This window comes from Bdellovibrionales bacterium (genome assembly GCA_016714165.1).
Classification (GTDB): domain Bacteria; phylum Bdellovibrionota; class Bdellovibrionia; order Bdellovibrionales; family UBA1609; genus JADJVA01.
The window spans coordinates 1,759,125-1,772,157 of record JADJNU010000001.1; the positions used below are offsets into that span (position 1 = coordinate 1,759,125).

Annotated in this window: 10 protein-coding genes, 4 tRNA genes and 1 pseudogene; all 15 read right to left on the reverse strand. The window is 46.5% G+C overall.

Going from position 1 to position 13,033, the window contains the following annotated elements:
- Window positions 1-138 precede the first annotated feature (138 nt).
- A tRNA-Thr gene (locus tag IPJ71_07870) sits at window positions 139-213 on the reverse strand.
- 7 nt (window positions 214-220) lie between these two features.
- Window positions 221-297, reverse strand: a tRNA-Gly gene (locus tag IPJ71_07875).
- Between the two features lie 40 nt (window positions 298-337).
- Window positions 338-423, reverse strand: a tRNA-Tyr gene (locus IPJ71_07880).
- A gap of 37 nt (window positions 424-460) precedes the next feature.
- Window positions 461-536, reverse strand: a tRNA-Thr gene (locus IPJ71_07885).
- 106 nt (window positions 537-642) lie between these two features.
- Window positions 643-1,302, reverse strand: a complete 660-nt coding sequence (locus IPJ71_07890) for an RNA methyltransferase (GenBank protein ID MBK7843600.1) — start codon at window positions 1,300-1,302, stop codon at window positions 643-645.
- A 247-nt stretch (window positions 1,303-1,549) separates the two neighbouring features.
- Window positions 1,550-2,256 (reverse strand): annotated as a pseudogene (gene pyrF / locus IPJ71_07895) (orotidine-5'-phosphate decarboxylase).
- Window positions 2,241-3,698 (reverse strand): proline--tRNA ligase, encoded by a 1,458-nt coding sequence (locus IPJ71_07900; GenBank protein ID MBK7843601.1) that lies wholly within the window; start codon window positions 3,696-3,698, stop codon window positions 2,241-2,243. The pseudogene pyrF and the gene IPJ71_07900 overlap by 16 nt, the downstream one beginning before the upstream one ends.
- Window positions 3,616-3,996 (reverse strand): hypothetical protein, encoded by a 381-nt coding sequence (locus IPJ71_07905; GenBank protein MBK7843602.1) that lies wholly within the window; start codon window positions 3,994-3,996, stop codon window positions 3,616-3,618. The genes IPJ71_07900 and IPJ71_07905 overlap by 83 nt, the downstream gene beginning before the upstream one ends.
- 38 nt (window positions 3,997-4,034) lie before the next feature.
- The gene (locus IPJ71_07910) at window positions 4,035-5,396 is read right to left on the reverse strand and encodes a sigma-54-dependent Fis family transcriptional regulator (protein MBK7843603.1); all 1,362 of its coding nucleotides are present in this window, start codon (window positions 5,394-5,396) and stop codon (window positions 4,035-4,037) included.
- Entirely contained in the window at window positions 5,393-7,654 is a 2,262-nt protein-coding gene (locus IPJ71_07915; GenBank protein MBK7843604.1) for a PAS domain-containing protein, read from the reverse strand. Before IPJ71_07915 ends, IPJ71_07910 begins: the two co-directional genes overlap by 4 nt.
- A 15-nt stretch (window positions 7,655-7,669) precedes the next feature.
- Window positions 7,670-7,909: a hypothetical protein gene (locus tag IPJ71_07920; GenBank protein ID MBK7843605.1), complete on the reverse strand. Its 240-nt coding sequence runs from the start codon at window positions 7,907-7,909 to the stop codon at window positions 7,670-7,672.
- 12 nt (window positions 7,910-7,921) lie between these two features.
- Window positions 7,922-8,407 (reverse strand): 6,7-dimethyl-8-ribityllumazine synthase, encoded by a 486-nt coding sequence (locus IPJ71_07925; protein ID MBK7843606.1) that lies wholly within the window; start codon window positions 8,405-8,407, stop codon window positions 7,922-7,924.
- On the reverse strand, window positions 8,404-9,600 hold the full coding sequence (gene ribB / locus IPJ71_07930; protein ID MBK7843607.1) for a 3,4-dihydroxy-2-butanone-4-phosphate synthase: 1,197 nt from the start codon (window positions 9,598-9,600) through the stop codon (window positions 8,404-8,406). Before ribB ends, IPJ71_07925 begins: the two co-directional genes overlap by 4 nt.
- Entirely contained in the window at window positions 9,597-10,229 is a 633-nt protein-coding gene (locus tag IPJ71_07935) for a riboflavin synthase (protein MBK7843608.1), read from the reverse strand. The genes ribB and IPJ71_07935 overlap by 4 nt, the downstream gene beginning before the upstream one ends.
- A gap of 211 nt (window positions 10,230-10,440) precedes the next feature.
- Window positions 10,441-13,020: an ATP-dependent chaperone ClpB gene (gene clpB, locus IPJ71_07940; GenBank protein MBK7843609.1), complete on the reverse strand. Its 2,580-nt coding sequence runs from the start codon at window positions 13,018-13,020 to the stop codon at window positions 10,441-10,443.
- Window positions 13,021-13,033 lie beyond the last annotated feature (13 nt).

A 13,033-nucleotide genomic window follows, 5' to 3' on the forward strand; every position in this document is an offset into this window, starting at 1 on the left:
AACTTCTTATCTTTAAGGCATCTGTCTTTATGTTTAATTTTAAAAATACTCTCACATCTTGCTGTTTCTTTTTTGTCCTCTGTCTCATCTGCTCTCTCAACGCCCTTCAATTCAAGCCCGTCTCTCACCATCACACAGTGGAGCCCATGGTGAGACTCGAACTCACGACCTCACCCTTACCAAGGGTGTGCTCTACCCCTGAGCCACATGGGCGAAAAGTTGGAGCGGGAGACGGGTCTCGAACCCGCAACCCTCAGCTTGGAAGGCTGATACTCTAGCCAATTGAGCTACTCCCGCTCGCCGATCACCCGTTCAAATCCGAACTTGCAACCGAAGCTGGTGGAGAGGGTAGGATTCGAACCTACGTAGACGTAAGCCAACGGATTTACAGTCCGTCCCCTTTAGCCACTCGGGCACCTCTCCCAAAACATTATCAAAGTAACATGAACTCCCAAAAAATTGGAGCTGAGTATGGGACTCGAACCCGCAACCTGCTGATTACAAATCAGCTGCTCTACCAATTGAGCTAACCCAGCTTCCTTGCAGCACAAATAACTATCTAGCACTAAAATTGCAAGAATAAGAGATATTTATGACACATAAGCGCCATATCTACTTGAAAAAACGGACCCCCGTCAAAGGTTATTTACTTAATATTTTGGAGCTTTTTTGCTGTCTGCATATTTCTCCCATCGCCAAGGATGCAGCAACGCTTGCGTTATAACTGTGCCCCTTGTTGACCTGACTAATGCTGACAAATTGGTCACATTCGCCTCTCAATGAAGACCTTATCCCTCGTCCCTCTGATCCAATGACAAGAGCTACCTTTTCAGAAAAGGAGGTTTCCCATAGATCTGTGGAGGCCTTTTCATCTAGGCCATATATCCAAAATCCCTTTTCCTTCAAGATAGTTAGTGCTCTTTGAAGACTGGCCTGAACCAGCACGGGAACATGCTCTGCTCCCCCAGAAGCAATTTTTGTGACTACAGGAGTCAAGTCGGATGCTCTGTTTTGGGAAGTCAATACGCATTCAGCTCCCATCAGCCATGCCGTTCGGAGAATCGCGCCAAGATTTTGGGGATCTTCAAGTTCATCAAGCACCACAATAAGAGATCGGGATTTCTCCGAAAGGGAGTCCCAATCCAACTCAGGCCCCGTCAAAACACGGCAAGCAACGCCTTGATGTCCGGCGCCAAATAGCCCAAAAGACTTGAGCGGAGGGGTATGGAGAGCCAGGCCATGGGCCTTTCCCAATTCAATGATTTCTGCGATAGCACGCTCTTGAACACTCTCTGCCTTGATCCAAAGCTCCCTCGACCCCCTCGGGTCTTACCTTTAAGACTTCCTTGACGGAGTGGATCCCGATAACCCATCGGCCAGGCCGCCTTAAAATGCTTTCGCTGCTTCCGTTCGATCGAGATTTCGGTCCCTGAGAAGAGGGCCTGCCCAATTCAACCGGTTTCGCCCTTTGAAAGCTCTTAGAGCGACGAGATTCAAAACCTTTGGTTCGAGATTTATTTTTCGGTCTCTTCACAAAATCTCCGATTCTTCATTCTGTAATCACTGCCTCATAAAATTGCTTGGCAGCTGCTCTCGGATCCTTAGCATCCACAATCGGTCGACCCACCACCAAGGCTGTTGCTCCTGCCTGCATGGCTTCTCTTGGTCCCATAATTCTCTTTTGATCATCCGTCTTGCCATCTTGAAAGCGAATTCCTGGAGTAAACACAAACGCGCCCGGAAATTTTGATTTCATCAGTGACACTTCATGCGAAGAACAGACAAGCCCCGCCAGACCACAGTCCACAGAAAGCTTTGCTAAAGACTCCACCTGTTGAGCAATGGGCTGCGCTTGCGCATTTGGAGGCAAATCCTCCTGATTAAAACTAGTCAAAACGGTTACCGCTAATAAGCGAAACGGCCTCTGTCTGTTGAGTTCCTTCTCCAATTTTGCGAGCTCGGTCAAGGCCACCCTACCCGCTTGTGCATGAATCGAAACAAAGTAGCTCCCCCGTCAAAAGCAGCTCGAACGGCATGAATCATCGTATTGGGAATATCAAAATACTTGTTATCAACAAAGACATGACCGTACTTTGCAAGCTCAGAAATAAACGAGGCCCCATAGCGAAAACAAAGGCGCGGTCCAATTTTAAACCCACCGACGTAAGGTTCAACATTCTGAGCAAGATGCAAAGCCTCTTTATCGTCGTCGACATCAAGAGCGACAAAAATGGGTGAGTTCAATTTACGGAACATGAGCGCCAACCTTTTTCTCTCAACCAGTTTTGCACATAGAGACACACTTCGCCCAGAGGCTTTTTAGTGACCAACTTTGTGCTTCTATCGACGACTTCTATCTCTCCCGACTGGAGACCGCGCGCGCCAATCGTCAGACGCAAAGGCATACCCAAAAGATCGGCATCCTTGAACTTAACTCCTGGGCGTTCATCCCTGTCATCAAAGAAAACATCTACTCCAGCGCTGAGAAGTTCCAAATAAATCTTATCTGCTACTTCAACGACGAGGGGATCTCCGATGTCTAGCTGACAAATGTGAACATGATAGGGAGCGATCGAAACGGGCCAAATAATTCCATCCTTATCGTGCTTTTGCTCTATAACGGCCTGAACTGTTCGAGAAATACCAATTCCATAACAGCCCATTTCAATTGGAGCTAACTTGCCCTCTGTGTTCAAATAACTGGCACCCATTGCCTTTGAATACTTCGTACCCAGATAAAAAATATGGCCCACTTCAATACCCCGACAAGACTTCAAAGTTCCTTGACCCTGAGGCGCGAGATCACCCTCTTTTGCCATTCGCAAATCACCCACTTGAGTGACCTCGAAATCACGTCCATGATTGACGCAACGAAGATGTCTCTCTTCTTGATTCGCCCCTACGATGTAATTCCGCAATTTCTCTACACCTTTATCCATGTAAATTGGGATTTTCAGCCCGACGGGACCGCAAGATCCGGGCCGAGCACCAGATACAAGTCTCACCTCTTCATCATTTAATAGAGGTGGAGGATTACTCAGTCCAAGCAAATTCTTTATCTTTATCGGATTGGCCTCATCAATCCCGCGCAACAGAACGGCAATTGGCATCATCTCCGCTGAAAGACCGTCGTTCACCGAGAAAAATAAAGTCTTGACCAGCTGATTTTCCGGAACTTTAGTTAGCATGGACAGATCCGATATGCTTCTCACACCTGGAGTTTCGAAGATCTCCTTCGGACGAGGCGGCTCGACGCTTGGTTGAGACTCAGCTCTATCTGCGGCTGGGCAAATTTCGATGTTAGCAGCAAAATCACCTTCACTCGCAACCAACAACTGGTCTTCTCCGCTATCTGCTAAAATCTGAAACTCGTGAGAAAGACTGCCTCCAATATTGCCCGTATCAGCCTCCACTATCCGAAAATTGACACCCAACCGAGAAAAGATTGCCTGATAAACTCCATACATGACTTCATAGCTTTTCTTCGCATGACCTTCGGTTAAATCGAAGCTGTAGGCATCCTTCATAATAAATTCACGTCCACGAAGAAGCCCAAATCGTGGACGAATTTCGTCGCGAAACTTGGTTTGAATTTGAAAGAGTGTCACGGGTAGATCACGATAACTCTTTACATCCTTTCGAACATAATCCGTGATCGCCTCTTCGTGCGTTGCCCCCCAAACAAAAATCGTGACCATTGCGATTATTGAATTTTAGCAATCCCTCGCCCATTTCCGTCCAACGCTTTGTCTCTTCCCACAGTTCCCGCGGGTGAACCATCGGCATTAGCAGTTCAACAGCTCCGCATCTGCTGTGTTCTTCTCTCACAATTTGTTCAAACTTTCGAATAGACTTCAATGCCATGGGACCATAAGTGAAAATCCCGGGCGCCAATTTTTTAATGAATCCACCCCTAAGCATCAATTTGTGGCTTGGAATCTCAGCATCTGCTGGTGTTTCTTTGCTAGTAAATATAAAACATTTCGACCACTTCATCTCTGTTCACCCCACGCTAATCAATTTTATTTCATGACTCAAATGTCAATCCCATAGGATTTAATTTTTCGGTGCAAATAACTTCGTTCCAGCCCAATTACCTCGGCCGTCTTACTGATATTTCCCTTGTTCTCACTGATCCGCTTAAGGAGAAATTCCTTCTCAAAACGGGCCCGTGCTTCGCGGAAGGTATTGACTTCTGAACCATCCAGATTTTCTGCTCGCTCAATCATGCCTGCAAAACGAAGATCATGAACTTCGACAAAATCGCCAGGAGTCAAAATATAGATTCGTTCGATAAAATTTCTCAGTTCCCTGACGTTGCCAGGCCAGGCGTAAGCTTGCATTTTCTCTAGTGTCCTCTCAGAGAAAATCTTCCGTCGATGACCTCCTTGGGCGGCAATTTGATCTCCAAAATGCAGAATAAGGCCAGGAATATCCTCCCTCCTTTCACGTAAGGGGGGTACCATAAACGGAATCACATTAAGTCGATAATAGAGGTCTTCTCGAAATCGACCCTCTCGAATTTCTTCTTCCAAATTTTTATTGGTGGCAGCAACAACACGAACATCTGCCTCGATGGTCTCATTTCCACCAACGCGATGAAATTTCCTCTCCTGAAGAATCCTTAAAATTTTAGCTTGGGCATCTAGATTCATATCTGCAATCTCATCAAGAAATAGGGTCCCCCCATTTGCCAGATCGAATTTTCCCTTTCTCGTTACTTCAGCCCCCGTGAAAGCTCCTTTTTCGTATCCGAAAAGTTCACTTTCAACCAAATCCTTCGGAATAGCGGCGCAATTCACTTCAACAAGCGGCCTTCCAGCACGTTTGCTCAAATAATGAATATTCTGGGCTACCAGCTCCTTACCAGTGCCATTCTCCCCTCCTATCAATATCCACGAATCAGATGGGGCCACTCTTGCAATCATGTCCTTAAGAATGACTATCCCCTTGCTCTCGCCAATGATTGCGATATTCTTGCGCAACCGATTCAAGAGGAGTCCTTTTTCGCTCTTCTCTGTCTCATAAGACAAAATATTTTTGATGATAATCAGAATTTTATCGATAGACAGTGGTTTCTCCACAAAATCCCATGCTCCGAGCTTGGTAGCCCGAACAGCTGTTTCGATCGTTCCATGACCTGACATAATTATATATTGAGAGCCTGGAAATTGATCTCGAGCTCGCTTCAAAACCTCAAGACCATCCAACTCACCCGGCATCCAAATATCGAGCAAAACCACAGCCGGTTTGAATTCGCCAATAGCTTGAATTCCACTCAATCCGTCCTTTGCCGTTTCAACCTGATACCCCTCATCCCTCAAGGAGGCGGATAACACCGTACAAATCGCATTTTCGTCATCAATAATCAAAATCCTGTGGGATGCCTTTTTCATATTTGCTTAACCTCTTTATTAAGAACTAGCTTTATCATCGGATGAGGCATTTCCAAGTCCTCCACCGGCAATTCGATGACTATTCTTGTTCCTCTCGGGGGATTTGGTAGAGCACGAATAAATCCGTTGTGATCTTCAATGGTTCGTTTAACGATAGCCAATCCCAATCCAGTTCCTTGACCTTTTGTGGTGACATAAGGTTCAAAAATACGATCACGCACCTGACGATTGATTCCCTCACCATTGTCGACCACAGAGATTCTCACTAATCTCAACACAGAATCGAACTCTGTCGTCACCTCCACCCTCGGATGAGTGAGACGTTCAGTTGCTGAGAGAGCATTATCTACCAGATTGGTAATAACCCGCTTCAATTGGTCGGGATCAAAACGAAATTTTGGCAATTTTAAGTCTGGGAAAAAGTGAAGGATATCTCCCCTATCTCCTGTCTTAAAAAGGATCAGAGAATCTTGAATAACTCGATTGAGGTCTCCAGCTACCGGCTGTGACTTTGGCATTCTCGCAAAACTGCTGAATTCGTTCACTAAATTCTTAATCCCATCCACTTGCTCAATAATCATATGAATGGATTCTGAAAAGGCGGGATCTGCAATTTCATGGGCAAACTTCTTGTTGAGCCTCTGCGCGGCCAGTTTAATTGGCGTCAATGGATTCTTGATCTCATGAGCAATCCTCCTGGCGACTTCAGTCCATGCGGCTGATCTTTGGGCACTTAAAACCGGAGTCAAATCATCAAAAACCAATACCTTGCCCAGTTCACGCTGATTATCGTCATATAAAATCGATAGAGTCACCTGCAAGGGAATGGATCTTTCTTTCACATTTATTCGCACTTCCTTCTGTATGCTTGCGGCCTTGTGCTTCTTCATTGTACGAAGCAGCTCATCAAAAATCCCATAGTACTCGACGCTGAGAATATCCTTTGCCTTTCTGCCCACTATTTTTGCAGAATCAACCTCCAAAAGTCGCTCCGCGTGTCTGTTGACCATGGTCACGATACCGCTCTCATCAACCGAAACAACCCCCGTGCTTGCATTTGAAAGAACGACCTCAATATATTTAGAATGCTCATCAATACGCTCCAGCGCTTCCTGCAGCGTCCGATTCGTCTGAAGAACCTCCTTTTCCGATGCTTCGATCTGTCGAGTCATCGAGTTAAAACTTGTGATCAGATGGTTCATCTCGGCTGAACCCGATGCGACCTCTACCAGGCGATAATCGCCCTTGGCCAATCTCCGTGTCGCATCCCCTAATTCTTCCAGCGGGACCGAAAGCTGGCGGGCCAAATAAAACCCAAACCAAGTCGCCGCCAAGAGAATCACCAAAGTCATGAGTATCAAGACGATGAGATAAATTGATTTTATAGGGTATTCAATGGGATTCAGATCTCGAAAATCCTCGTAGGCAACCATAATATCGTCCATCCGAGATAGAAGAGACATTGGAATATAGCTCGATACAACCAGCGCTCCGCGACCTGCTCGCATCGGGACTATGACCCGAACTAAATTCCCCTCGGCAAACTGATGAATTGTACTGCCTTCATGTCTCTGGCTAATTCCCTTTTGCAAAAATTCAAGGGATGCTCTTGGAATTTGCGGAATAAGCTCACCTTTCGCTACTTCTAGAGTTCTTTCAGAAAACAATTGAGGGTAATATTCTACGGCATCAAGCTGATAGAGCCGACGCAGCTTTTTCAGCCGAGCCGGTATTTTGTCATCAGATACCTGATCGAGATCGGCGACAATTTCATTAGCGAAATGATAGTTCTTTCTTTTAGCCGTTAAAACGTAAGCATTCGTCACTTCAAGAGCGCTTTTTAACACACTCGAAATCTTTTCATTAAACCACTTATCGAAGCTGCTATTGATATAAAATACTGAAATCAAAAACATCAGCATGGTTGGGATCGAACTAAATCCAACAAATGCTGCAATCAATTTACCCTTTAAAGAACCGCCATCGCCATCGCTCCGTCGTTCAGCAAAAACTTTGACGATATTTCTGAATATGAGGAACAAAAGAAGCAAAAGAATGACGATATTAAAATTGACTAAGCCAAAGAAAAATATCGAATGAATAAATGGCAGAGTTTGACTGTATCCAAAAAGCTGGACCTCTATCCAAGTTAAGAATAAAAAGAGAAGCCCTAGAGGGAAAAGGGCAATGACTTCCCTTCTCCTCCGTTTAAGCTCCTTAGAATCCTTTAATAGTTCTGTTGTTCCGTCCTCATTCATTTAGGATTTTGGAGGCTACTGAAGGCGAGAATACATGTCTTTTCCAACCTGAAAAGCCGGTCCACCCTTTTTGATAAGTTCTAAGCACATGGCCTTTGCTTCGTCCATATTAAGACAACAATCGTGGTCGTTATCAAGTCCAGACTGAAAAACTGCACGCTGCAAAAGCAATTTGGCATTGTACTCACTTACCCTCGATGCCAATTGGTTGTAAAAATCGTTGATCGTGACACTGGACATGGGATTTTCAGACATCTCGGTCTCCTTTTATCTTCTGGTTGGGTTATTCGATTTTATTAAATTAAAAAGATCAATCATTTCAACGACAACCTCAGCTGCTTCCGCTCCTTTATTTCCCATCGCGCCCCCCGCACGATCTAATGCCTGCTCCTCATTTTCCGTGGTCAGCACACCGAATCCCACAGGCTTCTTATATTTTAATTGTAAATGAGAGCAGCCCCTCTCCACCCCAGCGCAAACATAATCGTAATGTGACGTCTCCCCCCGAATCACAGCTCCCAGAGCAACCACCCCGTGGCAGCCATTTCTCAATAGGACTTGCACAGCCAATGGAATCTCAAGAGCTCCCGGAACTCTCACGGAGACTATCTGCCGGGATGCAAAGCCAAGCGACAAAAGCCGGTCCAGCGCACCCTTTTCCAGTAATTCTGTGACATTAAAATTGAACTTCGCCGTTACAATTCCTATTTTAAGCATCTCATCGACCACGAGACGACCCTGCAAAAAACTCATCTCAGACACTCACTTCTTTCGACAATTGGAAGCACCTGTGCAAATTCTCTCAAAGGACTATCTCCAACATTCAAATCTATCGATTCAACTATTTTCAGGCCATATCCTCCCAGGCCCACCATTTTTTGCGGATGGTTTGTAATGAGCCTAATCTCCTTTACCCCCAATGACCTGAGTATCTGCGCGCCTACACCATAATCCCTTTGATCTTTTAAAATCCTTTTGGAATCAAATCGCGAGTCTTTTCCCTTTTGGGCGAGAAAAGAGAATTCATTGACTCGTTGAGCCAATCTGTCTTCAGTACACTCCGTCCGCAGATAGACGAGTGCTCCAGCTCCCTCGCGGTCAATCAAACGGAGAGCGGATCTGATAAAATCACCGCTTCTTGAATGCAAACTCCCAAAAACGTCACCTAAAACGTTCTCCGTCTGAACTCTTACCAAAGCGGGCGTTCGAGCGCTCAGTTCACCCTTAACCAGAGCGAGATGTTCTCGGCCATCAAGCTGATTGCGAAAAATCCGAACTTCAAATCCTTCACCAAAACTCGAAGGCAAGGGGCTCCGAGATTGCTCAACAACAAACATTTCATTTTCAATCCGATACTCAATGAGGCTTTCTATCGTACCGATCTTAATGCCGTGCCTATTTGAAAATTCAATCAGGTCATCACGCCTGGCCATTGTCCCATCAGAATTCATAATCTCGCAGATGACAGCCGCTGGATTGAGTCCGGCCAAGCGAGTTATGTCTACACTTGCCTCCGTGTGCCCAGCCCTCTTTAAAACTCCGCCCTCCTGCGCCCTAATCGGAAAAATATGACCGGGAACCACCACATCAGATGCTCGCGCCAAAGGATTTGAAGCCACTCGAATTGTATGTGATCTGTCAGCAGCAGAAATACCTGTGGTCACTCCATTCGCTGCTTCAATCGATAGAGTAAATGCGGTCTGATTAGCAGCTCCATTCCGATCCTCTTTTACCATCAAAGGCAAATCCAACCTCTGGACCTGGTCTCCAGTCATTGCCAAACAGATAAGTCCACGCGCCTCTGTGGCCATAAAATTAATTTTTTCTGGAGTTACCCCATCAGCGGCAAGGATCAGATCTCCCTCGTTCTCACGATCCTCATCATCAATCAGAATGACCATCTTGCCAGCGCGCACGTCCGCTAATAGTTCTTCAATCGCATTCATAGCAGGTCCCCCTTCCGTGACAACTCCTCCGAACAGAAACCTCGAACAGTCTCAACCAATCCCTTTGCTAAGTTATCCGCCTCAACACTCACTCTATCACCCTCTTGGAGAGACCCCAAATTGGTACTCCTCAATGTCTCAGGAATCAAACAAACTTCAATCGTTCCAAAAGAATCAACTTGATTGATCGTGAGACTGACTCCATTCACTGCGAGACTCCCCTTTTTCCAAAAATAGGGTCTCAATTGCTGAGGAACCCTCAGTCGGACTTTTGAACACTCGCCTGCTCGCTCAATAGCAGCAACTTCTCCTAAAACGTCCACATGCCCGGTCACCAGATGCCCATGAACTCTGTCTCCAAAACTCAGCGATCTCTCAAGATTCACTGCCCGACCTAGCAAGCTTTTCTCATCCCACTGAGTTACCTGCAAAGTCTCTGCCGCTAAGGCCACAACGATCTTTTCAGAGTCGCAAGATTCAATTGTTAAGCAAACGCCGTCCACGCTGATGCTGTCGCCCACGGATAGCTGATTAAATTGACCCGGTCTCCTTATATGAACTTCAAGCACTCCCTGACGGGGAACAACCTTCAGGACAGGCGATTGGCACTCCACAATTCCCGAAAACATAGGCTCCGATTCCAGCCAACACAAGCAGACGTGTTAAACCGCTAACAAATAGGAAACAATTACAGGACGAACAAGCTTGGATCCTTTAGACCCTTAGACCCTCAGACCCATAGATCCCTTAGACCCGTGGCCCCGCGGATCCGAAAACTACTCTGAGCGGAAGTATTCGTCAAGACTTCTAAACCCGGAACCGCATGAGAAATCACGATACTCAGCTTTCTGCAAATCCACCAAACTCAAGGTTTAAATCGTTCGCCGTGATTTTGAGATGGGTTTCAGGTCTCAATTTGCCAGAAATCAAAAGTTTGGAGAGCACATTCAAAACCTCGGACTGTATCACCCGACGCAAGGGACGCGCTCCGTAGTGAGGATCAAACCCCTTTCTCGCTAAATACCGAAGTGCGCTAGGGTCAAATTCCAGCTCGATGTGTTTGTCCTTTAGCCTTTCCTTGACCTCAGAAAGTTGGATTTCAACGATACCGCCCAGTTGTTCTTCCGACAGGCTATTGAAAATAACTATTTCATCTATGCGATTCAGAAACTCAGGCCTAAAATGAACCCGAAGGGCCTCTTTCGCAGCGTCTTCTCTTTCCTTTGTCGTCAATTTGCTATCCGCGATGAATTGCGATCCAACATTGGAGGTCATAATCAAGACCGTGTTGCGAAAATCCACGACCCGACCCTGACCATCCGTCAATCGCCCATCGTCCATAATTTGAAGGAAAACATTAAATACCTCGGGATGAGCTTTTTCAATCTCATCAAACAAGATGATGCTGTAAGGACGGCGACGCACTTTCTCAGTCAACTGTCCCCCTTCCTCATAGCCAACGTATCCGGGAGGGGCCCCAATGAGCCGGGATACAGAATGCTTCTCCATGTATTCAGTCATATCAATTCGAACCAATGCCTCTTGAGTATCAAATAGAAATTCAGCTAAGGCCTTGGCTGTCTCCGTCTTTCCAACCCCTGTTGGCCCAAGAAAGAAAAACGATCCGATGGGTCGATGAGGATCAGAAATCTCGGCCCGAGCCCGCCTGATAGCATCCGATACCACGACGAGGGCTTGATCCTGACCCACAACCTTCTGACGCAAAAGACTTTCCATCTGCAGAAGTCTTTCTGAATCAGACTGCAACATCTTGCTGACTGGAACCCCCGTCCACTTTGACACTACCTCCGCTATTTCTTCAGGTCCGACTTCCTCTTTTAGCATCCTCGTCTCGCTGGAACTTTTGGTCGTGTCCTCCGCGTAGGTTAAAAGTCGCTTCTCAAGTTCTGGAAGCCGACCGTACTTCAGCTCAGCAGCTCTCTCCAGGTTTCCTTCCCGCTCTGCCCTTTCGACCTCAACCCTCATTCGCTCTATTTCCTCCTTCGTTCCCTTCAAACCGCCTATTTCACCCTTTTCCTTTTCCCATTGAGACTTGAGCTTCTGCAATTCAGTCGATAGACCTCTGAGTTCAGATTCAATATTTGACAGTCTATCCCTCGCCCCCTTCTCCTTCTCCTTCTTTAAAGCCTCCCGTTCAATCTGCAATTGCATCATCTTTCGCTCTATTTCATCTATTTCTGAGGGAACCGAATTGATTTCGATACTGAGCTTACTTGCGGCTTCATCCATCAGATCGATGGCTTTGTCAGGCAAAAAACGGCCCGTGATATAGCGATGGGAAAGTTTCACAGCATTCACTATCGCAGCATCTGTGATTCTCACACCATGATGCACTTCGTACTTTTCTTTGAGTCCACGCAAGATCGTGATGGCATCTTGAACGCTGGGTTCTGCTACCAACACATTCTGAAACCTTCTTTCAAGGGCCTTATCTTTTTCGATGTATTGTCGATATTCATCAAGGGTCGTGGCGCCAATGCACCGAAGCTCCCCACGCGCCAATGCAGGCTTGAGAATCTGTCCGGCATCCATGGCACCGTCCGCCTTTCCGGCTCCCACTAAAGTGTGAAGTTCGTCGATAAATAGAATAATCTGGCCATTGCTACCAGTCACCTCCTTGACAACGGCTTTCAAGCGATCTTCAAATTCTCCACGGTACTTGGCTCCCGCAACCAGTGCCCCCAAATCAAGAGACATCAATTTTTTTCCGATCAAAACACTTGGCACGTCCTGATTGATAATCCGCAAGGCGAGCCCCTCGGCAATGGCCGTCTTACCCACACCTGGCTCACCAATAAGAACTGGATTATTCTTCGTCCGCCGTGAAAGCACTTGCACCACCCGACGAATCTCTTCATCCCGCCCAACGACCGGATCCAGCTTTCCGGCCTCAGCGAGCTCAGTGAGGTCCCGCGCATATTTCCTTAAAACGTCAAATTTAGTCTCCGGTGAATCATCTGTTACACGCTGACTTCCTCGACTCATCTTTAATGCCTCCATAAATTGTTTGGCATCAACGCCAAACTTCCTCAATACATCTTTCAGAATCTGATTCCCCGACTTTAATGCAGCCAACATAAAGTGTTCGGTTGAGATGAAATCATCATTCATCCCCTTGGCCTCAGACTCAGCAGACTTAAATATTTTCACCAACTCCGAACTTGCTTGAACTCGCAAGTTCTCTCCCGACACCTTTGGGAGGCGGTCTATTTGCGCCCCGACCTCACGAACCAAAGGATCTAATTTTAGCTTCATTCCGTCCGTTAAGACCCGCGGAACGATCCCATCCGCCTGAGAGAGGATAGCCTTTAGTAAGTGCCAGGGCTCCACCGAAGGATTCTGGTTGGATTCGGCAAGCTCAGCCGCGTCCTGCATCGCCTGCTGGCTCATATTTGTCATTTTTTCGATATCG

Bases quoted from the DNA above. Each gene is read 5' to 3' on its own strand.
- IPJ71_07900 (MBK7843601.1), bottom strand. From the start codon at position 3,698: ATGGTCACGATTTTTGTTTGGGGGGCAACGCACGAAGAGGCGATCACG.
- IPJ71_07905 (MBK7843602.1), bottom strand. From the start codon at position 3,996: ATGAAGTGGTCGAAATGTTTTATATTTACTAGCAAAGAAACACCAGCA.
- IPJ71_07910 (MBK7843603.1), bottom strand. From the start codon at position 5,396: ATGAAAAAGGCATCCCACAGGATTTTGATTATTGATGACGAAAATGCG.
- IPJ71_07915 (MBK7843604.1), bottom strand. From the start codon at position 7,654: ATGAATGAGGACGGAACAACAGAACTATTAAAGGATTCTAAGGAGCTT.
- IPJ71_07920 (MBK7843605.1), bottom strand. From the start codon at position 7,909: ATGTCTGAAAATCCCATGTCCAGTGTCACGATCAACGATTTTTACAAC.
- IPJ71_07925 (MBK7843606.1), bottom strand. From the start codon at position 8,407: ATGAGTTTTTTGCAGGGTCGTCTCGTGGTCGATGAGATGCTTAAAATA.
- ribB (MBK7843607.1), bottom strand. From the start codon at position 9,600: ATGAATGCGATTGAAGAACTATTAGCGGACGTGCGCGCTGGCAAGATG.
- IPJ71_07935 (MBK7843608.1), bottom strand. From the start codon at position 10,229: ATGTTTTCGGGAATTGTGGAGTGCCAATCGCCTGTCCTGAAGGTTGTT.
- clpB (MBK7843609.1), bottom strand. From the start codon at position 13,020: ATGACAAATATGAGCCAGCAGGCGATGCAGGACGCGGCTGAGCTTGCC.